The 25,692-nt window shown below is 27.6% G+C and carries 20 protein-coding genes and 1 tRNA gene; 15 read left to right on the top strand and 6 right to left on the bottom strand.

What is annotated here, in order from left to right:
• Positions 1-65: 65 nt before the first annotated feature.
• The 5 genes from CJF60_RS01015 to CJF60_RS00995 all read left to right on the top strand — a co-directional run bounded on the left by CJF60_RS01015 (position 66) and on the right by CJF60_RS00995 (position 7,409).
• Positions 66-437: a hypothetical protein gene (locus CJF60_RS01015; RefSeq protein ID WP_084231814.1), complete on the top strand. Its 372-nt coding sequence runs from the start codon at positions 66-68 to the stop codon at positions 435-437.
• Entirely contained in the window at positions 421-2,976 is a 2,556-nt protein-coding gene (locus CJF60_RS01010) for a hypothetical protein (RefSeq protein WP_084231813.1), read from the top strand. The genes CJF60_RS01015 and CJF60_RS01010 overlap by 17 nt, the downstream gene beginning before the upstream one ends.
• Positions 2,977-3,192: 216 nt before the next feature.
• Positions 3,193-5,724 carry a hypothetical protein gene (locus CJF60_RS01005; protein ID WP_084231812.1) on the top strand — a complete coding sequence of 844 codons (2,532 nt, stop codon included), beginning with the start codon at positions 3,193-3,195 and terminating at the stop codon, positions 5,722-5,724.
• 306 nt (positions 5,725-6,030) lie between these two features.
• Positions 6,031-6,555 carry a helix-turn-helix domain-containing protein gene (locus CJF60_RS01000; RefSeq protein WP_084231811.1) on the top strand — a complete coding sequence of 175 codons (525 nt, stop codon included), beginning with the start codon at positions 6,031-6,033 and terminating at the stop codon, positions 6,553-6,555.
• Entirely contained in the window at positions 6,483-7,409 is a 927-nt protein-coding gene (locus CJF60_RS00995; RefSeq protein WP_084231810.1) for an IS3 family transposase, read from the top strand. The genes CJF60_RS01000 and CJF60_RS00995 overlap by 73 nt, the downstream gene beginning before the upstream one ends.
• A 67-nt stretch (positions 7,410-7,476) precedes the next feature.
• Here CJF60_RS00995 and CJF60_RS00990 read toward each other — a convergent pair whose 3' ends face one another.
• Complete coding sequence (locus CJF60_RS00990; protein WP_084231809.1) at positions 7,477-8,784, bottom strand: hypothetical protein; 1,308 nt, start codon at positions 8,782-8,784, stop codon at positions 7,477-7,479.
• Between the two features lie 460 nt (positions 8,785-9,244).
• Between CJF60_RS00990 and dcm the strand changes: the two genes are divergently transcribed.
• On the top strand, positions 9,245-11,284 hold the full coding sequence (dcm, locus tag CJF60_RS00985) for a DNA (cytosine-5-)-methyltransferase (RefSeq protein ID WP_084231808.1): 2,040 nt from the start codon (positions 9,245-9,247) through the stop codon (positions 11,282-11,284).
• 83 nt (positions 11,285-11,367) lie between these two features.
• Here dcm and CJF60_RS00980 read toward each other — a convergent pair whose 3' ends face one another.
• From CJF60_RS00980 to CJF60_RS00970, 3 genes are all read right to left on the bottom strand, one after another.
• Positions 11,368-11,838: a dihydrofolate reductase gene (locus CJF60_RS00980; RefSeq protein ID WP_084231807.1), complete on the bottom strand. Its 471-nt coding sequence runs from the start codon at positions 11,836-11,838 to the stop codon at positions 11,368-11,370.
• 2 nt (positions 11,839-11,840) lie between these two features.
• Complete coding sequence (locus CJF60_RS00975) at positions 11,841-12,710, bottom strand: thymidylate synthase (protein WP_084231806.1); 870 nt, start codon at positions 12,708-12,710, stop codon at positions 11,841-11,843.
• Between the two features lie 130 nt (positions 12,711-12,840).
• Positions 12,841-15,303, bottom strand: coding sequence for a lipoprotein 17-related variable surface protein (locus CJF60_RS00970; protein WP_084231805.1), 2,463 nt, complete (start codon positions 15,301-15,303; stop codon positions 12,841-12,843).
• Positions 15,304-15,701: 398 nt separating this feature from the next.
• Between CJF60_RS00970 and CJF60_RS00965 the strand changes: the two genes are divergently transcribed.
• The 3 genes from CJF60_RS00965 to fba all read left to right on the top strand — a co-directional run bounded on the left by CJF60_RS00965 (position 15,702) and on the right by fba (position 16,983).
• Positions 15,702-15,778 (top strand) — tRNA-Arg (locus tag CJF60_RS00965).
• 55 nt (positions 15,779-15,833) lie between these two features.
• A complete protein-coding gene (locus CJF60_RS00960; protein WP_084231804.1) occupies positions 15,834-16,103 on the top strand; it encodes a hypothetical protein in 270 nt (89 codons plus the stop codon).
• A gap of 13 nt (positions 16,104-16,116) precedes the next feature.
• The gene (gene fba, locus CJF60_RS00955) at positions 16,117-16,983 is read left to right on the top strand and encodes a class II fructose-1,6-bisphosphate aldolase (protein ID WP_084231803.1); all 867 of its coding nucleotides are present in this window, start codon (positions 16,117-16,119) and stop codon (positions 16,981-16,983) included.
• Positions 16,984-16,993: 10 nt separating this feature from the next.
• Here fba and CJF60_RS00950 read toward each other — a convergent pair whose 3' ends face one another.
• Positions 16,994-18,769 (bottom strand): HsdM family class I SAM-dependent methyltransferase, encoded by a 1,776-nt coding sequence (locus CJF60_RS00950; protein ID WP_084231802.1) that lies wholly within the window; start codon positions 18,767-18,769, stop codon positions 16,994-16,996.
• Between the two features lie 9 nt (positions 18,770-18,778).
• Positions 18,779-21,829 (bottom strand): DEAD/DEAH box helicase family protein, encoded by a 3,051-nt coding sequence (locus CJF60_RS00945; RefSeq protein ID WP_084231801.1) that lies wholly within the window; start codon positions 21,827-21,829, stop codon positions 18,779-18,781.
• Positions 21,830-22,183: 354 nt separating this feature from the next.
• On the opposite strand from CJF60_RS00945, the gene CJF60_RS00940 reads away from it, so the two are divergent.
• From CJF60_RS00940 to CJF60_RS05210, 6 genes are all read left to right on the top strand, one after another.
• Positions 22,184-22,846: a Vmc-like lipoprotein signal peptide domain-containing protein gene (locus CJF60_RS00940; RefSeq protein WP_084231800.1), complete on the top strand. Its 663-nt coding sequence runs from the start codon at positions 22,184-22,186 to the stop codon at positions 22,844-22,846.
• Between the two features lie 125 nt (positions 22,847-22,971).
• The gene (locus CJF60_RS00935) at positions 22,972-23,967 is read left to right on the top strand and encodes a hypothetical protein (RefSeq protein ID WP_084231799.1); all 996 of its coding nucleotides are present in this window, start codon (positions 22,972-22,974) and stop codon (positions 23,965-23,967) included.
• Positions 23,968-24,238: 271 nt separating this feature from the next.
• Positions 24,239-24,466, top strand: a complete 228-nt coding sequence (locus CJF60_RS00930; RefSeq protein ID WP_084231798.1) for a hypothetical protein — start codon at positions 24,239-24,241, stop codon at positions 24,464-24,466.
• Entirely contained in the window at positions 24,433-24,783 is a 351-nt protein-coding gene (locus CJF60_RS00925; RefSeq protein ID WP_084231797.1) for a hypothetical protein, read from the top strand. The genes CJF60_RS00930 and CJF60_RS00925 overlap by 34 nt, the downstream gene beginning before the upstream one ends.
• Before the next feature lie 11 nt (positions 24,784-24,794).
• Entirely contained in the window at positions 24,795-25,493 is a 699-nt protein-coding gene (locus CJF60_RS00920) for a hypothetical protein (protein ID WP_095279112.1), read from the top strand.
• Between the two features lie 11 nt (positions 25,494-25,504).
• Positions 25,505-25,692 (top strand): hypothetical protein (locus tag CJF60_RS05210; RefSeq protein ID WP_180737973.1); only part of this gene is annotated, 188 nt, incomplete at its 3' end.

The raw sequence follows: 25,692 nt of genomic DNA, 5'->3' as shown, positions 1-25,692 counted from the left end.
GCCCTGTGCGTAGTCTCTCTAGATATTTGCAATTTGATCTAGTTAGACCATTTTTCGAGGAGAATATGAAAAAAAGAAATTTATTTATTGCCTCTGCGGCTTTAGCAGTGGCTATTGTTGCTACTGGCGCTTCAGTAACAGCTGTTTTAGTTACTAGAGAAAATCAACCTTCTTTAACAACTACACAAAGATTAATTAAGGAATTGGGTGAAAGAAAAGCGACTCTTTCACTAACTTCTGATGAGATTACAACATCTGCTTTAACTAATGAACAAGTAGTTGAAAATATCAAAACAATTTTAACAAACACAGTTTTTGGTAAAACTTCTACAGAAATTAATTTAACTGAATTTGTTAATTCAGCAAGCACATCAACTAGCGAAACAAACTTAAATGTTTTATACCAATTAAGTACTTCTTTTGAAGCTTTTTGCTAAATCAAATCCTAACGTAACTTGACAAGTAGGTGAAATTAAATTAAGTACTGATAATGGTTTAGAAGTTGTCTTAAGTGCTAAAATCGCCGACTTAGAAGCAAACGGAACTTTAAAAATTTCAGGCACAAGCACAACTGATATTAGAACTACAAATGAAGAATCTACAGCAAGTAAAACTGACCAAGAAAAAGTTAGTGAATATGCACTTAATTTATCAATTTCATCTTTTGAAATTTCTGAAGATAAAACTTTAGCAACTTTATTAACTGAAGTTAATGCAGCAGAAGGTGCTACTAAATTAGAATTATTAAAGTCAGCAAGTTCATTATTAACTTTTTATTTAAATGGTTTAACAGGTGTAGAAGTAACTGTTTCTCAAGCAACAACACCAATTGAAAACCGTTTATCAGCAAGTGTTAGTTTAAAATTAAATGAAGCAACTGCTAGTTCAACAATTAACTTAATTCCTAAAGCTGCTGAAAAAACTGAAGCAGAAAAAGATGTTACAGTTTCAGATCGTGCAACAATTGATGCAATTACAAAAGCATTAAATGCACAAACGTTTAAATCAGCAAAAAATGATATTAAATCAGGTTTAGTTTATGCAGATTACTTATTAAAATCACAAACTAATGAAGAAAAATTAAACCTAGTTAAAGAATATGTAACAACTTTACCAAGCGAATTAAAAGCTGAAATGATTATTTCACTTGTAATTGCACAGCCATCACAATTTAGTGATAAATTAACAGTGGAAATTGTTTTTGCAAAGGGAAATCAATTAGGAGTTACTGCTTTTGTAATCGAAGGATTTATTAATACAAAAGAACAATTTAATAGTTACTGAAAAAATGTTTCAGATACTTTTGATGCAAATCCTTTAACAGTTAAAGAACAAATTTCAGCAAAAACTTTTAATGAAAGAATTAAAAGTTTAGATACTGCTAATAAAATTTATGAACTAGCAAAACTAGTAAATGGTGAAGATGCTAATACTAAAAATTCTTTTGCAGAATTAGTTACACCAATTCCTACTCAATACGGTGCTATTAAAAATATTGACTTTGTTTATAATGAAGCAACTGTTGAAAGTGAAGCAGGTTCATTTTCAATTACTGTAACCACTAAATTTGATAACGTTGATCAATCAGCACAATTAAAAGTTACTGGCTTTTTAAGTGTTAATGCTGAAAGCGATATCAATAAAGGTAATAATGGTGAAGGTGAAGCAAAATCTGATCAAGAGCAAGGTGCACTTGATAAAGAAACTTTAGAAAACTTATTAACTGTTAACATGTTTAACCTAAAAAGTGGGATTGGAATTGTCAAAGCAGTTGATAGTTTTAAACAAATTGAAGCAAAAAATATTTCTCAAGCAGATAAAGTTAAAGAATATTTTGAAGTTTTAAAAACTTCAATTAATGCAAGTGAAGTTGTTAAATTATTAAGTAAAGAAACAGTTAAAGTAAAAAGCTTTAGTTTCATTAATGATTTAAAAGCAACTTCAAGTACAGAAATTTTATCAGTGTCTTTTGAAGTACAATTTGGTGAAGATCCTGCTAATTCAGTCAATATTACAAATATTCCATTAATCGGAATTAAATCATTATCTGATTTTGAAGATGAAAGCAATATGGTCGAAATTTTACTGCCTGATACAGCAGTTAAAAACTTCATTGAAACTGAAAGAGCAACCAATATTTGAAAATATTCACTAGATAAAACCAAAACTCTTTTAGCTAATTTAGAAAAAACAGATCTAGGTGCTTTTCTATTCAATTTAAAATGAACAGATCTTTCAATTGAACCTGCTGATGATCAAACTGAAGATACTTTAAAAGTTAGTGTTAAAGTAGTAAGTGGCACTGAAACTTATGAAGATGGCACAAGCAGCGATACTTATGCTTCATTATATTTCACTTTAAAATTTGGAACTTCTTTAGCAGCAAGTTATCCTAATGTAGCGATTACTAAATTTATCAAAGCAGTTGAATCACGCTTATTATTTATTAAAATCGCTGAATCAGGTTGAGCAAAATCAAAAGTTTCTTCTTCAACTGTGGCAGCACAATTAACTAATGCTGATTTAGCAATTGGATTATTTTATTCAAATGCTACTCCAGGAACTCAAGATACTGGAAAATTAATAAACTTATTCCAATGATATGACTTTATTAAAGCATCAGGAAGAGTTACAGGTGAAATCAATATTGATAAAAAAGAAATCTATAATTCATTATGAATTTTAGAAACACCTGCTTCAAAAAGAACTATCGGTGATAATGGTGCCTATAACTTATTCATGCGTGATGAAGTTGATAGACTTTACATTTTCTCAGCTGAAAATGACCAATTCTTTGGTTATGCAGGTCTAGGTGCAGACATTGTCATGTTTGATAAACAAAATCGCCGTGTGCCTTATTCAGAAAAAGGACTTGGTAGAATTGTTAAATACCAACACTATGACTGAATGGCTTGAACTTACCAATATCAGTTCTATACAGATGATCTTTACTACGCTGGCGTGGTTTATTGATAGTCATAATTTGAACGCCTTTTTCCAAAAAGGCGTTTTTTATTTTTAAAAGAACCATAAAAACTACTTTTTGAATAAAAGCAATTAATATTTACTTATTGCATAAGCATATTTTTAAAAATTTTTAAAAAATTGCAAAGAGATTATATTTTGCAAAAATGCAGGTATTATGGTAAAATTTACTTGAGAAAAAATACATATTCTTGTAAGGAAATATATATGAAAAAACGAACTTTAATTATTGGTTCAGCACTTGCCTCTGCCGCATTAGTAGCAGGGGCAGGTGTTGTTGCTGGTGTAGTTATCAGCAAACAGCAAGGACCATTAATCACTAATCCAGTCCAGAATTTATTACTAGCAAAATTTAAAAATATTCATGACAAAGGTGGAACATTAGTAATCAATAAAGATGAAGCAATTTCAACTGGTGTTTTAACTAGTGAAGAAATGATTGAATTAGTTACAAAAACTATTTCAACAACAATTTTTGCTAAGGGTCAAACTGATGCAGATTTTGCTCAAGTTGTTACTAGTTTAGAATCAACTACTCAAGCTGCTACTAAGTTATATATTATTAAAGCTTTAAGTAACAGTTTTACAACTTTTATTGATGGTTTCCCTTCATTAGAAATTTCAATTAGTAGTGTTAGTTTTAGTGATGAAGTACTTAAAGCAAGTGCTAAATTAACAGTTGCAAAAGCAGATGGAACTAGTTTAGAACGTGATGTTGTAATTAGAATTTCATCTACAAAAACAACTGATGAAACTACAGCGATTTTAAATCCAAATCCAGGAGGAGAAAATCCTGCAAACCCTTCTACTCCAGAAACACCTGGTTTAGATGAATCAGTTAATGATCGTGCTTTAATTAAAGAAATTACTGATGCTTTGAATGGAAAAACTTTTGCTTCAAAAGATAAAACTGTTAAAACAGGAGTTGTTTTTGCCAACTTTTTACTAGCAGGTGATGATAATGATAAAAAACTAGCATTATTAAAACAATATGTTGATTTACCTGAAAGTTTCACAGCAAATTTAGTTTTATCAATGGTTTTAGCACAACCAGCACAATATAGCAGTACTTTAACAGTTGAAATTATTCTAAAAAGAAATTCTCAACTAGGTGTTTTAGCATTTTCAATTAACGATTTTTTCAATACTGAAAAAGAATTTACTGATTATTGACAAACATATACTGAAACATTAAAAACTAATGCAATGAATGTTACAGGTAAAAGAACTGCTAAAGGTTTTTATGACTTAATTAAAGATATGACTTTTGCAAACCAACTTTATGCACTAGCAAAAGTTGTAAATGCAGATGATACTAATACTTTAGCTGCTTTTGCTGAATTAGTAACACCACTACCTTCAAAATTTGCAGCAATTACTAAAAACGAAATTACTTTAGTTGATGCAGAAACTACTACAAGTGCAGGTTCTTTATTAGTGACAACTAGTGTTACTTTTAATTCAAGAACTTACACAGCAACAAATGAAATTAAAGGTTTTGTTAGTGCAAATGAACAAGCAGATGCTGAACCTGGATTACCAAATTTAGGTGAAAAAACAGAAGAAGAACTAGCAAAAGAAGATCAAGCAACCTTAAAAGATATATTGACAAAAATGCCTTCAATTTCATTGAAATCAGACATTGGAATCGTGGCTTTCATTAGCAAATTAAATGCTATTAAAAACTCAGATAAATCTGAAAACGATAAGCAAGCTGAATATTTAAAATTACTAGCGGAATCATCAGGAAATAGCGAATTAAGTGCTTTATTAGCAAAAGCAAAAGCAACTAAATTAACTTTCACAACTGATATTAATGCAACAGATGCAAACAAAATTTTAAGTCTAAGTTTAGATGTTCATTTTTCAGATGATACAAAAATCAATGTAACAGCTAATAACTTAAATATTTTAGGTGTTAAACGTTTTGAAGACTTTAACGATGAAGCAAATCCAATCGATATTGCTCTTCCTGGAATTGAACTAAGAAACTTTATCGAAGTAGAAAGAAATGTTAGTTTAGCTGGGCCACCACTATTACAAAATGACCGTTCACTTTTAGCTAACATGGAAAGAACTGATCTAGGTGCTTATTTATATAACTTACCTTGAACAGGAATTAAACTTTCACCTCCAACTGATAAAACAGTTAATGACAAACTAAAAGTTGTCTTACAAATTAAAGTAAGAGAGAAAAATGCTCAAGGTGTAGAAGAAGATGTTTGAAAATTAGGTTACTTTAACTTGAAATTCACAAACCCACTTGAATACAAAAACGTTTCAATTGAAAACTTTACACGTGCAGTTGAAGCCAACTTCTTCTTCCATTTAATGACCAGAAGTGGTTGAATTAAATCAAAATGAATGTCACTTGCATTAAAATACAACCAACATGAAAATGAAAGAATGTATTTAGGTAAACAAGACATTTGAGCACCATTATGATTGCTAGAAACACCTGCTTCAGAAAGAACTTTAGGTAAAGATGGTGTCTATAAATTGCTAATGCATCCTGAATATAATAGATTATATCTATTTGCTGCAGATGGACCAAGTGACTTCTTCAGTAAAGCAGGATTTGGTGCAGAAATTGTTATGTTCGATAATGATGGTAAAGCGGTTCCTTATGTAAGAGCTGAAAATACAATCTACTACTTACATTACGATCACTTAGCATACACATTGCAATATGAATTCTACAACTACGATCTATACCACTACGGTGTAATCTACGATTAGAAACGAAAATACGAGTGAATAAAAACTCGTATTTTTTATTGTCATTTTTTTCAAATCGGTAAAGTTAAATTCACTATTAAAAGTAACTTTTATAAGTAGTTTATTGCTCTATCTAAAAAATACCAACCTGTAATATGTTTTCGAATATTTTTATTTTGAAACTATATACATATCGATACTTTTTAAAGTTTCTGAAAACATATACAGGTTTAACATTTTTCACTTTCTTGTCTATTAAGAATTTAAAAATCAACAGTAATTTGGTATAACACCCTTTTTCTGGACATAACAGGAAAAGGGTTTTTTATGAAATACACATTTGAATTTAAATTATCTTGTGTGAAAAAATATTTAAAAGGCGAACAAATTAAAGTTCCGAAAAACACAAAAAGAAAATCATTTAATAGTTTGCTTTACCTTTGAGTAAAACGATATAAAGCAAATGGCAAAAACGGTTTAAAACACAAACCGTTTAACTATAAATTTACTGAAATTGAAAAATTTGAATTTATAAAAGAAGTAATATCGGGTTATTCAATAAACCATGTTTCATTAAAGCATAACATTGACAATGGAGTGTTAAGAAAATGATTTCAATTATTTCAGGAAAAAGGAATTTCAGGTTTAGAATATTCTAAAAGAGGTAGAAAATCTCTGGAGGAAAGCATGAGAAAACCAAAAAAAGAAATTAATAATCTTGAAGAAGAAAACAAATTATTAAGAGCCAAAAATCTTTTTTTGGAAGCTCAATTGGAGTATTGAAAAAAGGTACGAGCCTTGGAGCAAGAATACAAAAAATCCCACTCCAAGGCAAAAAAGCGCAAATCATAAAATGACTAGTTGAAAAATATTCTGATCTTTCTGTATCAGTTTTTCTTAAAGCAGTAAATTTTCCTAAATCAACTTATTATTACGAAATCAGTAAAGATGATATTGATGACAAAAATCAAGAAATTATTGAAGAAATAAAGAAGGTTCTTTTAGAACACAGGGGTAATTATGGAATTAAAAAAATTGCAGAAGCCCTAAAAAAACGTGGATTTATTGTTAATCACAAAAAAGTCGCACGTTTAATCAAAAAATTCAATTTAAAACCAAAGGTTGCAAAAAGAAAAAAATACAACTCATATCAAGGTGAAGAAGGCACTGTTGCTGAAAATATAATAAATCGTGATTTTAAATCTGAAGCACCAAATCAAAAATGAACAACGGATGTTACAGAATTTAAGTTGCCATTTGGGAAGGTTTATTTAAGTCCGATTCTTGACATGTTCAACAATGAAATAATTTCTTTCAACATTTCTCTGTCACCAAATTTTAATCAAATTACAAAAATGCTGAATGGCGCTTTTAAAAAGTTTTCAACACTAGAAAATTTAATTTTTCATAGTGACCAAGGTTGACAATATCGCAATGAAAGATACGTCAAAAAATTGGAGGAAAAAAGAATTACACAGTCCATGTCAAGAAAGGGAAATTGCCTTGACAACGGAATTATGGAATCTTTTTTTGGTGTTCTAAAAAATGAAATGTTTTATGGATATGAAAGCAGCATCAAAACATATAAGCAATTCAAAAAAGAATTAGAAGATTATATTTATTATTACAATACAAAAAGAATTCAGAAAAAAACAAATTGAATGCCTCCTATAAAATACAGGGATGCATTCAATAATTTGTTATAATAATTTTAATGTCCAGAAAAAAGGGGACTTACCAATTTTAAACTGTTGATTTTTTATATTAAATTGGTTATTCCAAATCTGAAATAGATAAGCTGATTTTAACTTCCTCTAAATTTAATAACTTACTTTTATTAATTGGCATAAAAAGTGTTGCACCAGTATTCGGAAGTTTAATCTCTATAGGAATACCTTTTTCTTTATTTTTGCTTGAAGCGAATTTGATTTCTTTTTTTGCGTTATAACCAGGATCTTGATTTGCTACAAATGTTCTCTTCAGTAGTTTTATGTTAATGTTGTTACTAGAAATCTTAATATCATAGTCATCAACAAACCTTGAACTACCTTGCTTGAAATAATTAATCCAATCCAAAACTGATACAATTGTTAAAACATTATTTTGAAAAAAATAATCATCAAAATAACTAATAACTTTGTTAAATTCAATTAGTGCATTTTTATCATTGTTCACACTAGTAGAATATGATTTACTAGATTTATCTATAAGATTTTCTAGTTCATTTTTTGATTTTATAAATATTGAAGAATAAGATTCATCAACGGAATCAGTAAAAGGATTATATTTTATTTCTATTTTATTTCAACCATCACTATATTGAGATAAGTCAATGTTTAAATAAGAATTTGCATTAATTGTTCTTTCACTTTTTAGTGTCTTAATAGATGTATTCCAGTATTTAGAAATCTTATATTTTTCATTATTACTTATACCGAAATCACTGTTTTTTAATTCATAAATTACAGGTGAAAAAGTATGCGGATCAGAGCTTTCTTCAACCTTATCGTAAGTTATCTCAATTTCCTTTTCATTTTTTGAAAAATTATCTGGATATTGTTTCAATGAAATATTTTTAAGATTTGTTACCCTAGCATTTTCAAGAAAATAATCTATGCTTTTGGTTGAAACTTTTGGACCGATAAAACCACCATAATCAATTATTAAACTATTCTCTTTAAAAAAAGCATCAGAATAAAATTCATCAAGTTGTTTAATCGCTTTATTTACAATAGTTTCAAAATCAGTAAGTGATTTGAAACTGTTTTCTTGCTTTCCTTGGTAATTAAGGAAATCATCCTTTCACGAAATAATGGTTTCTTTTAAAAGAGATTTATTATTTATAATTATTGGTTTTTTAAAATCATTACCTTGATAGTTGTCATATTTTTCAAATAAATATTTAAAATACGTTTTTCCTAATGCCGTATATTTAACTACCTTTTTATCATCTAATGTTGCTAAACCTTTAGCTATATTTATAGGTTCTTCATAATTGACACACGAAACAAATGATACAAATGGTGCAATTGATGCAAATAATGTTCCAATGAATAGTATTTTGTTTTTAGTTAACCACATAGGTTACTGCACCTATAGTTCTTTCGCTCTTGCTTGTTCTAATTTGTAAACAACTACTCTATATCTACCGCTCTCAGTAACACTAACATTATTAAATAATGTAAGTAAAAATTTTTTCATATTTTTACTCCTTTAAATAATTTTATTTTAAGGCTATATTTAACAAAAAATTGATTTTTAAATAGGTATGAATAAAAAACAACTAAAGGTTTTGAATAAAATCATTTTTTTGTTCTTAATTTATAGCCATCAGTATATTAGCAAAATTTGAACAAATTTACAATTTTTTTTAATCTTTTTCTTACATTTAAAAAACAATCAAGAAAGTGATTCCAAATAAACTTATCTTTTTTATTTACTCCGTAACAATAATATAACAATTATAAATTATCCGCATTTTTATAAAATTATTGCGGCTAAAATGCTAATATATAAACAATAGTTGTTTTAGTGGGGTAATATGAATAAACTAAAAGTTATTGATTTATTTTGTGGAGTTGGTGGATTTTCATATGGTTTTGAAATGACAAATTTATATGAAGTTGTATTAGGTGTCGACCTTTGAGAAACTGCTCTAAACACATTTAAAAAAAATCACTCTTCAACAAATCTTTTATTAAATAATATCACTAAAGTTGAACTTAGCTACTGAGAACAATATAAAAATAAAATAGATGTAATTATTGCAGGCCCGCCATGCCAAGGTTTTAGCATGTCTGGAAAACGTGAAATAAATGATATTAGAAACACACTTTTTGAACAAGTAGTAAAAGTTGCTGAAGTAATTGAACCTAAATACATTGTTATCGAAAACGTTGTAGGTCTTTTATCAATGAAAAATGATCAAGGTGAAGATATTAAAGAACTCATTCAAAAGGGTTTTGAAAATATCGGTTATAGAGTAAATTATAAAGTTTTAAATGCTGCAGATTATGGAGTTCCCCAAGCTAGAAAAAGAGTAATCTTTTTAATTAGTAAGAACTATCCACTTGATTTTCCAGAAGCAATTTATGATAAAGAAAATTATATTACAGTAGGTGATGCCTTAGGAAATGTAGATCCTGATGGAGATACATACTTTTGCCCTTCAACTAAATATCAAAAATTAATGGAAGGTAATTCAAAGATAACTAATCATTCAAGAAGAAATTCAAATGAATTAGTAACTAAAAGAATGTCATATATACCTCAAGGTGGTAATTGACAAAATATTCCTGTAGAACTAGGTACAGGTGGCGGAACACATTCAAATGCTTATAAAAGATTAGATCCAAATAAACCTTCTATAACAATTAAACACGCTGCAAAAGCGATGATTATCCATCCATTAAAGGACAGAATTTTAACAGTTAGAGAAGTAGCCAGATTACAATCTTTTAATGACAATTTTGAGTTTACAGGCTCTAATTCTGATCAGCATCAACAACTAGCTAATGCTGTTCCACCTTTATTAGGTAAAGCAATTGCAGAGCAAATATATAAAAATATTTCGTTTGAAAAAGAAACTCAGTTAAAATTCATCGACCTATTTTCGGGTCTAGGTGGTTTTAGATTAGCTTTTGAAAAAAACAATTGTAAGTGTGTTTTTAGTTCTGAAATTGATAAGTATGCTATTGAAACATACAAAGCCAATTTTAATGAAACACCCAAAGGTGACATAACAAAAATTGATTCAAATGATATTCCAAATCACGATATTTTATGTGCAGGTTTTCCTTGTCAGTCTTTTTCTATTGCAGGAAAAAGATTAGGTTTTAATGATACAAGAGGTACACTATTTTTTGAAATTGCAAGAATTTTAAAAGATAAAAAACCTAGTGCATTTATTCTAGAAAATGTCAAAGGAATTGTTAATCATGATGGAGGAAAAACTTTAGAGACAATTTTAAACATTATTAATGATTTAGGCTATTCATATCAATATAAAGTTCTAAATTCAAAAGATTTTGGAATCCCCCAATCTCGGGAAAGATGATATTGTATCGGTATCAAAAACGGGCTAAATGTGACTGCAGATGATTTTGTTTTCCCTACAAAATCAGAAAGCAAAATCAATTTAAATCAAATAATAAAATCTAATAATGATCCAAAATATCAAATAACTAAAACAGCTAAAAAAAATATTGATTTTTTTGTTAATAAAAAAAATATTGATGTTAAAAATAATTCCTTAGCATATGAAATTAGACCTTCAAGATGTCAATTTAAACTAGATGGTATTGCACCAACTTTAACTGCAAAAATGGGTACTGGTGGAAATAATATACCTGTTGTTATTAAACAAAATAGAAAATTAACTGAAAATGAATGCTTACAAATAATGGGTTATCCTGATGGTTACAAAATAAAAGAAGGTTATCAATCATATAAACAAATTGGCAATAGTGTCGTCGTTCCTGTTATCACAAAATTAGCTGAAGAACTAGTTAGAATTTTAAATTTTAATAGAAATATCACTGATAAAGAAAAACAATTTAAACAATCGTTGATCTTCAATTAAAATTCAAAAAAAGATGAAACTCATCAAAGGTTTCATCTTTTAAATAGTCTAATTTGCCTAATCTGTGTTTTAGGATTATTAATTTATTTTTTAACTCAATATTCCACAGCAAAATCTGCATAATCATTTTTATAATCAAGTTTAAAATTATCTAAATTAAGATTTAAATAAACATCTCCTTGATGCTGATGTTTAATGCGTGAAATAATTAATTCATCTGCTTCATTAACATAACGCTCATAAATACTTTTACCACCTGAAATAAATAAAGTCTTATCGCTATTTCTAAATTCATTAAATAATGAATTTAGTTCTTGATCATTATGGATTACTTTGTCAGCTTTTTCTAAGCCTTCATCAGTAGTTGATAAAACATAATGAAAACGGTTTTTTAAAACTGCAGGCAGTCCTAAAAAAGTTGTTCTCCCAAATAATAAATAATGATTTAAAGTAGTGTTACGAAAGTGTTTAAATTCTTCGGGATAATGTCAAGGCATTTTATCTTTATTACCTATTAAATTGTTTTGTCCTACTGCTACTATTAACTTAATCATAATTAAACTGCTACCTCTGCTTTAATTTTTTCATGTGATTGATAATCAAGTAATTTGATATCTTCATAAGTAAAATCAAATAAACTTTTAATCTCTTTATTTAATTCTAATCTAGGTAGTTTTAAAGGTGTTCTACTTAGTTGTAAATCAACTTGTTCAAGATGATTTAAATAGATATGACTATCACCAATTGTATGAATAAATTCACCAACTTCTAAATTACTTACTTGTGCTACCATTGCTAGTAAAAGTGAATAAGAAGCAATATTAAAAGGTACACCTAAAAATAAGTCGCCACTTCTTTGATAAAGTTGTAGTGATAATTTATTATCACTAGAAACGTAAAATTGGAAAAATGCATGACAAGGTGGCAGTGCCATATCTTTTACTTCTGCTGGGTTTCATGCACTAACTATAATCCTTCTCGAAAAAGGATTATTTTTTAAATCATCTAAAGCATTTTGGATCTGATCAACTCCAAAAAATGATCTTCATTGCTTTCCATAAACTGGGCCTAGTTCACCATAAATTTTGGCAAATTCAGCATTATCTTTAATTTTTTGAGCAAATTCTTTTAAATTTTCACCTTGATAATCTTTTGATTTTTTATAAATTTCATAAGGTCATTCGTTTCAAATATTGACTCCATTATCAACTAAGAACTTAATATTGGTATCACCTTTAATAAATCAAAGTAGTTCCATGACAATTGCTTTTCAAGCCATTTTTTTAGTCGTTAATAAAGGAAAACCATTATCCAAAGGATAACGAGTTTGTGTTGCAAAAACACCTACTGTACCCGTATTTGTGCGGTCTGAGCGCTTTTGTCCTGTTTGTTTTACATGTTTTAATAATTCTAAATATTGCTTCATAAATACCTCTTTAATTCTTACTTATTTTATTTTATTGCAAAAGCCTTCTAAATCAAAATTAATTTAGAAATATTAATTTTGAAGAATCTATGATTTATTTTGACATAAAAAAATCACTAGAAACTAGTGATTAATTTGATGTTAAAACAGTTTTTTCTACTTCTCTTAATAAGAACATAATTGCCACTGCTAAACCATTATTAAATGGTGAAGTAGTGTAATCGCCTGCTGCTTTTTTCAGTGTATTAGAACTTGTTAAATTACCACCTTCACGAGTAATATAAAATTCTGCTTCACCAATTTTTAAGAATGTATTTCTAGTAGTACTTGTAGTATTAGTTGCTCCTGTTACTCAAGCATTACCGTTAGCATCACTTGATAATTGATCCTTAGATTGAAAACCTGCAATCATATATGTTTCACTATTAGCACCTGAATATTGAGTTGGTAAAGTGGTTTGATTAGATCAAGCCATTTTATTTCTTAATTCTTGTGGCATTGATTCTCTACCAAAAGTTCAAACAAAGCCATAGTATTCCATTGAGGTAGAAGTTAATTCACTACCTTTAATAGCCATTTGCTGATTAATGACATCAGCATAATTATTTGAAAACTGAATTAACTTTGCTTCATTTTCTTTATATTTATTAACAACTGCATCGATGAATAATTTAGTTTTTTCATATGTATCAATGCCTTGATATTTAATAATTATTAAATTTAAGGCTGTTTCACTATATTTTTCAACTGCGTCACTATTTAAAAGTCTTAAAAAGTAAACAAAGAAGGTATCAAAATCTAGTTCTTTAGAAACTGCTACAGTCACATTATTAGTATTTTTTAAGTTTAGATTTAAACTAGTTTTATTCTCTTTTAAACTAGTTGTTGCTGTAGTTAATTTAATATCGTTTTCTTTAGTTGTATCAAATTCTCAACTATTTATTAAACTTAAATCGATTTGCATTTCACTAGTTTTTGCAACCTTATTAAATGCTTCTACAAATGTTTTAAAGTCTGCTTTATCTTCAATTAATTTAGCTAATGCTTTAACATTAGTTGAATCATCTTTAGTTAAATCTTTAACTTCAAAATTCTTAAATTTATCTTCTAAGTATTTAGCATCAGTTACTAAGTTAGTTAATTTAACTTCAATACCTGAAGCATTAGCTAAACTATCTACAACATTAATAGTTTTTGAAGTAGGATTAAAACTTAAATATTTAACTACGTTTTTACTATCTGTATATTTTAATACTAGTTTTAAATTAACTACCCCTGTATCATAACTAGCATTATTTTGAACTTCATGAAGTTCAAAAGTATAACCCTTTTTTAAATCCTTATTAACTTCATCTAAATAAGTTTTAACTGAATTAATACTATTTAAATCTTTTAAAGCTTGTTTAACTGTTAAGTTAGAAGATGCTAAATCAATTGTATTAGTTTTCGAAGTATGTTTTTCAAATTCTGCTTTAGCATAATCAACACCTTTTTTAAAACCACTTAAAGTTACAACTTTACCTGAATCTCAAGTTCTTAAAAAAGTTTGTCCATTTTGATCATAATAAGATGTTCCATCTTTAGATGTAATTGTGACAATAGCATTAACTAATCCATCTAATTCTGAATAAGGATTTTGGCTTGTAAATCTTACACTATAATCAAATGCATCTGAAGGCATTGTTAAATTTAAATAACTTTTTAAATTTTGTCCTTCAACTTGTGAAGGTAAAAGATCTTTAACTGCTTCACTAGTTAAAGTTAAATAACTTTGATTAGGATCATTTTTTAAATTATTGCTATATCAAGTTTTAACTAAAGTAACTGCCTGATTAGATTCTAATAATCCTTGTAAAGTAATTTCCACTCCTGCATTAGCTTGTTCAACTTTTTCACCTTTAGCATTGTAAAATTCACCTAGTTTAGATAAAGTTAATTTAACTTTTAATGTCCCTTTTTCATCATTAGCACCATTTGCTAGTTTATCAACTTTTAAATTAAAAGATCTAGGAATTACAAATGTGTCATTTGTAATTAAAGTGTTTAGTTTTTGATCACTAACTGCAGAAGGGGCTACTATTGCAAATGATTTATCTTTTTCTACTAGTGAAAATTCAGTTCCTAAATTAGTAAAAAAGTTTTTAGCAGTATCTCTATCTAATGATGTTGCTTTTTTGAACTTAATAGTTACATTTTCTGTTTTAGTAGCACTACCATATTTTAGTGTCAAAGCAATAATGACTTCGCTAGCACTTTTATTAACTGTTGCTTGTTTTTCAAGCTTTGCTGCACCTATAGCATTTTCAATTGTTTTTTTATTATCTGAATTAAATAGAATCACAAAATCAGCAACCGTGGTTGCTTCATTTAATCCTTTTTCTAGTTGATCAATATTTTCATAAAGTGCTGATTCATATGATGTTTGTGATAAAAAGTTTTTAAAGACTTCATTTAAAACATTTTCATCAATACTTTTTTCAGGTACTCTTGGCTTATCAGTTTCAGGTGCACATGCAATTAATGCTGCTGAAGCAGCAACAATAGTTGCAGATGAAGCTGAAAGGATTAAAAATTTTTTACTTAGTTTCTTCATAAGTATTCCTTACTTATAAATATTCTCTTAAAGATATTTATATTTTCTAACTTTTTAATTATACCAAAACAATCACTACACTATTTGCAGAAAAAACTGTTAAAATTTTTTTAAAATTTTTGCTGTTTTTTAAAAACCAAAATCTTATAAAAACATCTGATTTTACTTTTAAAAACTAAGTTTTTGGCTGATGTGAATAATTTTTAGTTGTTTTGATGTAACTGTTTCAACTACAATTTTATGCTATTGCTAGCATAAAATTAAGCACTTAAAAATTGTTAGTAATTTGTTAATGATTTATACTTTTTATATTAAAATAAAAATGTTTTATTAAAAGCTTGGAATCTTTGATTTGAAAAAGTTTTTAAAGCTAAATTTAAAAGCAAATTTTAAATTTTGCGCTAGTAGCTCAATTGGACAGAGTACTTGGTTTCGGCCCAAGGGGTTAGGGGTTCAAATCCTCTCTGGCGCACCATTTCCAAGCAATTGGATCAAGTTATAAATAAAATTATAAGAAAGTGAAACTTAATATGCAAAATATCTCAGGTTTATCATCTGTACAAGAAATTATTTACCATCTATTTGAAAGTGGTGAAAAAAGATTTGAAGAAATCTTTGAAGTGATTGAAAATCATTTCAGAATTAAATGAGCAGCATGAGCTGAAGCAAATCAAATTGAATATGCTAAATTACTAGATAAAAAAAGAGGTGAAATTTTTACTCTTTTACTTTCTGATGGTAATGTTAGTGTTAACAATTTAGAAGATGGTTTCTTATTTAGTTTCAAAGAAACATTATAAAAGGAAGTTTAAAATGTCAAAATTAGTATCAGCATCAAAAATGCTAAAAGCTGCAGAACAAGGAAAATACGCAATTCCTCATATTAATATTAATAATTTAGAATGAACTAAAGCAGCCTTATTAGCAGCACAAAAAAATAATAGCCCAATTATGCTAGCAACTAGCGAAGGTGCTGTTAAATATATGGGTGGAGTTAAAACAGTGGTTGCTTTAGTTTCAGCCCTAGTTGAAGATTTAAAAATCTCAGTACCAGTTGCCCTTCATTTTGATCACGGTTCATATGAAGGTGTTAAAAAAGCAATTGAAGCAGGATATACATCTGTTATGTATGATGGAAGTCATGAAGAATTTGCAACTAATATTAAAAACACTAAAGAACTAATTACTTTAGCAAAAGCTAAAGGAGTTAGTTTTGAAGCTGAAGTAGGAACTATTGGTGGTGAAGAAGATGGGATCGTAGGTAATGGTGATCTAGCAGATCCTGAAGAAGCTAAAACTATTGCCGCTTTAGGTATTGATGTACTAGCAGCAGGAATTGGTAATATCCATGGACCTTATCCTGCTTCATGAAAATCATTAAACTTTGAAAGATTAGAAATGATTAAAAAAGCTGCAGGTGTAGGAATTGTTTTACATGGTGGTAGTGGAATTCCTAAAGAACAAATTCAAAAAGCAATTTCTTTAGGTGTTGCTAAAATCAATGTTAATACAGAATTACAACTAGCAAATGCTTCTGCTATTAAAGACTTTGTTATTTCAGGTAAAATTGATCAAGGTAAAAACTTTGATCCACGTAAAATCTATGCTCCAGGAATTGAAGCTATGATTAACACAGTAACTGAAAAAATGCAAGAATTTGGTTCAGTTAATAAAGCTTAATTAAATCGGTTTAAAAAAGATGAAACTTGTGAAGGGTTTCATCTTTTTTGTGTTGCAAACAATTATTTTTTCTTGTTTGTTTCAACAAATTTAAGTTTTTAAGATCACTAACAACCTTTTTATCTAGTTCTTGACTTTTTAAAACAAGTTGTTCAATATCTTGATTATATTCTGTAATTTTATTATTAAATTCTTCTTCAGTAATATCTATATATTCTATTTTTACATCAAAATATTGTCCAACACTTAGTGAATTATTTTTTTCAGTAACTTCCTTATAAGAAACTAGTTTTGAAAAATTTTCTTTCTCAATTCTATTAATAAATGTATTAATAATCAAGTCTTCTTCATCGTGCGAAAGAATAGTTTTTTGGTTTTTCCCTTCTTTGGTTTTCTCACCTAAATTTGAAGCATCCATTAAAAATATTTCATCTGATTTATTTGCTTTATCAATAAAAATTACAGACACATTTGTTCCTGTATTTGCAAAAATATTTGAAGGCATAGAAATGCTTCCCTTAAGTATTTTATTATCCACTAAATATTTACGAATTTTTGCCGAGATACCACTTTTTTCAGTTATAAAACCACTTGGAACAACTATTGCAGCTTTACCTTTTTCATTTAAGGAAAAAATAATATGTTGAATGAAAAGTAAGTAAATCGCCATACTTTCTTTTTTTGCATTCGGAACTTTAGGAACACCTGCAAAAAATCTGCTTAATCCATCTTTATTTTTAGCATCAAGCCATTTTAATTCAATGTTATCTCTAGTTGAACTAAAATCTAGTTTAAATGGTGGATTTGAAACAATATAGTCAAAAGATTTTAAGCCTGATTGTGGGTCATTTTCTTCAAAGTGCGAAGGATTTAGAATAGTATCTCCCTGTATAACATTGTGGAGAGATTCTGTCAGTCCATTTAAAAGAAGGTTTATTCTCAAAAATCTCGATGACTTTTGCGAGATATCCTGAGTATATACTAGTGATCTTGAAATTCCTTCGTCACTACCTAATTCATTAGCTAGATGTAAAACTAACGATCCCGACCCTGCACTTGGATCATAAATTTCAGCAGCCGCTTTCATTTCTGACATTCCGACTAATATTTTAGAAATTATTTTTGAAACTGGTTGAGGTGTAAAATATTCTGCATATTTACCACTAGCAACATTGTAGTCCTTGATTAAATATTCAAATATTCTTGAGTAGAAATCAAAGTTCTTTCTAAAAACTGCCCCATGATTTTGTTCATTTGAAACTTCAATAGAAAAGTCAAACTTATCCATAGTTATAGAATCAAAAATAGATGTAACAAAGCTATTTTTAGTTGTTTCATCAACTTCTTTAGATATTTCTTCAAACAATGGTTTTTTAGAACCATCTGATGTTTCAATATTAAAGTTTTCATTTCTTGGATTATTAGATATTCTAACTAGTGCTTTATCGAATTCTTTGTAAAACTCTTCACTAGATCTTTTTTTAATTAAAAACTCTATTGTGTCTTCATATGCAAAAGCCACATTTCCACTGTAAGTATCTAAAAATGCATTAAGTAATAATTTATCTTCGCTTTCTAGAATTTCTGATATTTTATAATCTTCTTTTTCTGCAAACTCTTTAATTTTCCACATGAATTTGTCATTTAAGAATTTATATAGAAAAACAGTTGTTATAATCCTTTCTTCTGCTGCAGTATTTCCAAGTCCGCTTTGGCTACAGATACCTTTTAAATTTTCAATAATTTCTTCAATATTTTTTTCAATTTTGTTATAGTCAATTTTCATTATTATCCTTTAGTAAAGTTGTAAATTAACAAATAATTTTTCCAATATAAAATCATATGTTTCAGGGGCATAGTTGAATTCTTTATACAAACCCTTTCGCATTAAAGAAAGTGTTGCTTTACTTTTAACACTGTCCTTAAAAGAAATTTTGTCTTTCATAAAAAATGGATTTATACTTTCAATTTTCATCACCTGTTCCTTAATAGTTTTTAAAATATCAACTAGCTTTTCAAATGGAAAGTTATTATATTTATTTAGTAGATCTTGAATAGTTTTGACATAAGCAAAATTGCCTTCAAATTCGCTTTTCAATAAATCATTTTCCTCATTAATTTTTAAAGCTTTCTCATGGATATTTTTTAAATCATTAGAAATGCTCTCGGTGTCATCCATATTCTTAATATTAAATTTTCTAAAAGTATTTTTTAGTAATTCATCTAATTCGTATACTCTTGGATCATCTTTATTTTGAATTCTATTTACTTCAGAAACAACTTTTTCAATTTGGTCTCTTATAATAAATATAACATTGTCAGCATCAATTTTTATGTCTAAAATAGTTGTTCTTATTTTTAAAAATGAAAAAGATATTTCAATTATAGCGCTACCATATGTTGACATTATATCTACAGGTTCATCAGTTAATCTAATAAAATCAATTCTTTTTTGCACAAGTGTTCTTAATTGTTTAAATTTGTCTGAATCAATTTTATTAGCTTCTTTATCGTTAAATGAAAGTTGATATTCTATTTTGCATTCAAGAATATTGTTAATTAATCTTCTTTGTTTTAATAATATATTTAAATCATTTGTAAGGTTTAAATTAAATATTTCCATATCATCAAACGGATTTATAAGTGTTAGTTCATTTAGCGATTTTTCATATTTAGAATTAATAGAACTTAAATCAAATATTAATTTATCAGGTTCAATTCCTACTCCATCTTTGTCAATTGTATCTTCACTTAATTCTTTTATATATAAATCTCTTGTTCTATCATATTCATCAGTAATATCGACAAAATCAGATATATAACCATATTTATAAGGTCTACCATCGGGACTTTTATAAGGTCTATTTACCCTTGAAATAGTTTGTAATAAACCATGTTCTCTAGGTTTTCTAAGTAAATACATTTTTTTTAGCCTATTTACATCGTAACCTGTCGTCAACATTAAATTAACAATTAAAATATCAATTCCATTTTTATGATCTTTAAAATCATTTTGTGATGTTTTATTATTCTCACTTATATCTGAATCACTAATTACAAGTCTAGTATTAAAAGAGGAATTTTTTTCAAATCATCTCTGTATTTTTCTTGCTTGCTTATTTGAAGTCGATACAATCATGGCACCAGTATATTTTGTTTCACTGTCTCCATTTATATCTCTAAAATTTTTAAAATCTTTTTCAATATATTTTGAAAGTTCTGTAATGTATTCATCCAATTCAAAAATATTAAGTTTGTCTTTTTTTCTTTTTTCAATTTGTAAATCTTCTTTAATTTTTGCCCTTACATTTGTTTGCATTTCTTCTTTTTTGATTTTTAAAGTATAACCATCAAGAATTGATTTATCATAAAAATATTTATGAATATAATCTCCGAATCGCAGGTTTGATCTTTCTTTTTTTGATAATAAAGGAGTACCAGTAAGAGCGATAAAAATTGCATCTCTATCGATTAACATTAGATTTTTATAAAACTCGCCAGTGTGTTTTGAATAACTTCTGTGAGCCTCATCTACAAAAAATACTCTTTGGATATTAGATTCGTAAGGATTTTTAATTTCTGTTAACTTATCAGAAAATTTATGTATATTAACTACAACTGTGCTTCCGTATGAATCTAATTTTTTATTTGGATTAAAACTTTTTTTTAGTGTTTTTTCAAATTCTGATTTTGAATTTACTTGATGAGCATTATAATTTCTTATTTCATATTCATGACTAACTTGATTAAGAAGCTCTAGTCTATCTACAACATAATAAAATTGTACATTAGTATCTTTTTTTGAATAATAGTCAGTAAGTATTCTGTTGCAATAAACTGATAAAGCAGTTTTACCGCTCCCTTGTGTATGTCAAATAATACCTCTTTTAATATTATTGTCAAGTTTTCTTAGAATTGCTTTAGTAGCAAAAAACTGAGGATATCTCATGATATGCTTTTCATATTCTGCTCGTTTCACATAAGTAATTCCATATTTTAAAATATATAAAAATCTTTCTTTTTCAAATAAAGAAGTAACGAATTTATTACATGGACTATCAGGTTTAAGATTTGTCCCAAATTCTTTAGTATCTAAAATATTTGTATTTTCATTATTATCTTCAAGAACATTTTTAATCATTTCATTGCTTACAGTAATAAATTTGGTAATGTCATATTCTTCCTCTTCTCTAAAAAAATTAAAAGTAGTCTTTTTGGAATTGGGTGTTGAATAAAATGAACCAGCTTTAGGTTCTCCTTCTCTTTCATCATCTGATTCATAACGCATATTATTTGAAAAGGCTGTAACTTGAATCATATTAAAATATTTTTTGTGCTCATCTTTTTCTAATCTATCATTGATCATGCGTTTGAATTCTTCTTGAATTCCACCATCATTATTTGGTATTTTAACTTCAAGAAATGCAAGTGGCATTCCATTAATTAAAATATTGATATCAGGTCTAAAATGGCCTTTTTCTTGGTCACCAAATTTTAACTCATTTACAACGTGAAATTTATTTTTATCGATGTTATCGAAGTCAATTAATTTTATTTTATCCACTGGCTTTATAAGCCAATCATAAAATTCTCTTCCTAAATCTTTTTTATTTTTTAAGACATTATGGATTTTATTAATTCATTCATTAATTTCATCATCTGAAAATTTTTTACCATTAATTTCTTCAATTGCATTTTTGAAATGATGTTTAAAAATTTTTGTATTTGAATCAATATTTCCATCACTTAATGCTTTATTAAATGATTCATATTCATATCCAAGTCTCATAAACTGAACAGTTGCAGGATATTTCACTCTAGTATCTTCATTATGTTTTATTTTCATATAATTCAACCCCTATGTAAACATGTAAAGTATTTCTTTAATAATTTTACCATTATCTTTATTTATATCTAATATAGTTTTGTTATTTATTACGCTAAAAACAGAAATATAAACATTAGAAAACTCACTATTCTTGTTATTCAAAAACAATTTTAACTAGACTTTTAAATAATTTAGCTAGTTTAATTAATTTTATAATTTAGCAACTAGCACAATAAAATAAAAAACCTGAAAAAATTTTTCATTTTTTTATATATTAGACCTTTTTTGTCAAAGTAGTAACATTTTTGTGTTAAAAGCACAAAAAAAGTTTTAACACTCAAAAACAAAGGTTTTGAGATATCGGAGATTAAAATGAAAAAGAAACATAAAAAAATTTTATTACTTAGTTCTTTAACTTTAGGATTTTTAACAAGTGCTTCTGTTGCAGTTGCTTGTTCAGAACAACAACCACCTTCAGATCATAATGATCAAAAAGCACTTGAACAAATTCAAAAAGGAGTTAATGAATTAAAAGATCTTGAACTATTTAGTTCTTACCCTAGCCAAGTAGATGCTACTAATGCTATTAAAGCTTTAAAAGCTGATGATCATTTAAAAACTAACCTACTTGCTTTATTTGCTAAAAAAAGCAATACAACTTTAAACAATATTTTAGGTACTCATACTAAGTTAACAGCCATTGCTGTAACTAATGGTGATAGTAATAATAAAGTTAATATTAAAATTACTATTAAATATGGCAACCTTACAAAAACAGCAGATGCTACTTTAAAAAATGTCAAATTCAATATCGGAGCACCTGCTAATGCTGATGTTATGCAAATCCGTTCTTGATATGAAGCTAATCGTAATTTACAAGTAATTGCTGCTAAATCATCACAACTTGCTTCAAAAGCATTAGCTACTTTTAAAGAAGCAGATCTATTACACACTTTAACAACTGTTCCAGTTGGTTATACTAAAACTTTTACAGCAGTTGCTAATTCAGCAAATGATGCTAAAAAGGTACTTTAGAAGTTAAACTAGTTCTTTCTAAAGGTAGTGACTTTTATAAAGAAGATGGAAGTAAAACCACTAATCAAGCTGAAGCAGGCATTTCTGCTACAGTATCAGGTTTTGTTAAAGACCAAAGTAAGTCAGTGCAACAAGAATTAGATAAATTGGCAGCCAAAGAAGTTTCTAAATTAGATGCTACTAGTTTAGAAAAAATTGCCGACTATGTTAATAAGGATCATAAAACTAAAACATCAACTTTAAGTGATTTTATTAATGCACTCGCTACATTAACTAACACTACTTTAAGTAGTGATCTAGTTAATAACTTAGTATTAAAACCAGGTACACAAGCATCTCAAACTTTATCAGTTACTAATAATAAATTAGTAACTAAGTTAGATGTGAAGTTACAAACTAAACAAGGCGTTGATCTAACATTTACTAAAGACATCAAAGTAGCAGAATTTGCACCATTATTTTTTGAAGATCATGATTCAGCTAAAACATATGAACCATTAGTTGTAAATCCAGAGGTTCCTGCTAATAAGAGTCATAAATATGCAGAGGTTCATGTGTCAGGTTTTGAAACTTATGATAAGTTCAAAACCTTAATTGATACAGCAATTGCTGATACAGATGGTGATAGTGCTAAACTAACTAGTTTTGCTAATTACTATGCTAACTTTATTAAGAAAAGATTTTCAACAGGTTTAGATGAAAAAGATCTATTTATCATCTATCCTTATGATTCATCTACATTACCTACTACAGTTACACCACATGGTAATATAGATAATAAGTTCGGTGCTATAGGATCTAATTCAACTACTAGAGTAATAGGTGGATGACAAAACTTTAGAAAGTTAACTTATTCAGCAGAAGGAACTGGTTGACCATGAAAAAATGGAGCAGATGGTACAGCAAAAGATTCGTATTTAGTATTAGATCAATATAAATATTATTTCATGGATGAACATTCTAAATTTAGAGAAACAGTCAATGCACAAAAAGCATGATCTACTTCACCTGAAGTTACTGACACACAAAGAAACTTATTCAATAGTGGTCTAGCGGCAGCAATTCGTTTCATGATTGAAGCAGCAAGAACTAGCGATCATATGCACGAATATAAGAAATAAAATTTTTAAATAGAGTCAAGATTTTGACTCTATTTTTTTATTAAATAGAGTCAAAAATTAATCAGTTATTTTATATAAACTAAAGCTATTTTTCTAGATTAAAAAAATCAAATATTTCTAACGAAATATTTAAAAAATATTACTCATAAAACCCAGCAAAAGATGCTGGATTTTTTCATAATATTTTCATTTAAATAATGATTTTAGGCTACATCAAGATATTTTAACTATTCTAGTTTATAATTAAAAAGAATCTAGATTAAGGAGACAAATGGCAAAAGATAAAAACGAAAATAAAATCTTAAAAGCTATTAAAAAAATTAAAGCATTACCACGTACTTTAAAAGCAATTAGAGATATCATTAGTTGAATATTTAAGTATTATGAGCAGACATCACAAAAAGCGAAGTTACACTACCTGCTGATGCTTCATCTATTACATATGATTTACAAATCAAAGGTAATATGAAAAAACCTGACATTGAAACAATTTTTATAGATGGTGGTGATGGCAAGGGCGCAACAGATAATTCAGGAATAGATCCTAAAATTGTTAAATATATTGATCAAAAGAATTCAGAATTAGAATCTAGATTGGTTGCTACTATGGATCAGAAAAATCAAGAATTAAAAAATGAGTTAATCAATATCATGGATCAGAAAAATCTTGTTCTAAAAAACGAAATAGTTCAAACAATCGATCAAAAAATTGATGAAGTTCACCAAGAATCTAGAGAACAAAACGAAAAATTAAATAAGAAAATTGATGACCGTTTTGATCAATTGCTTGAAGCAATTAAAAATATTAAGAAATAATTAGGAGACAAATGTCAAAAGATAAAAACGAAAATAAATTTTTAAAAGCAATTAAAACAATTAAATCACTTCCTGCTACTTTGGCTACAATTAGAAGAATAATTACTTGAATTTTTAAGCATTACAATGCTCAAATCACAAAAAGTGTGTTTACACAGTTTAATGATGCCTCAAGTGTTAAATATGATTTACAAATCATAGGTGATCTAAAAAAACCTGACATCGAAACAATTTTCACTGATGGTGGTGATGGCAAAGGTGGAACAGATAATTCAGGAATAGATCCTAAAATTGTTAAATATATTGATCAGAAGAATTCAGAATTAGAATCTAGATTAGTTGCAAGGATGGATCAAAAGAATTCAGAACTTAAAAATGAATTGATCAATACCATTGATCAGAAAAATTCAGAATTAAAAAATGAGTTAATCAATACAATGAATCAAAAAAATTCAGAATTGGAATCTAGATTAGTTGCAACTATGAATCAAAAAATTGATGAAGTGCGTCAAGAATCTAGAGAACAAAATCAAGTTCTAAATCAGAAAATTGAAGAAGTTAGACAAGAATCTAGAGAACAAAATTTGATTTTAAACCAGAAAATTGATGATGTCAGAAAAGAATCTAGAGAGCAAAACGAAAAATTAAATAAGAAAATTGATGATCGTTTTGATCAATTGCTTGAGGCAATTAAAAATATTAAAAAATAATTAGGAGACAAATGTCAAAAGATAAAAACGAAAATAAATTTTTAAAAGCAATTAAAACAATTAAATCACTTCCTGCTACTTTGGCTACAATTAGAAGAATAATTACTTGAATTTTTAAGCATTACAATGCTCAAATCACAAAAAGTGTGTTTACACAGTTTAATGATGCCTCAAGTGTTAAATATGATTTACAAATTAT

Source organism: Mycoplasmopsis agassizii (assembly GCF_002272945.1).
Classification (GTDB): domain Bacteria; phylum Bacillota_I; class Bacilli_A; order Mycoplasmatales; family Metamycoplasmataceae; genus Mycoplasmopsis_B; species Mycoplasmopsis_B agassizii.
The sequence above is the reverse complement of the archived record's forward strand: the minus strand, read 5'-3'. Positions and strand labels throughout refer to the sequence as shown.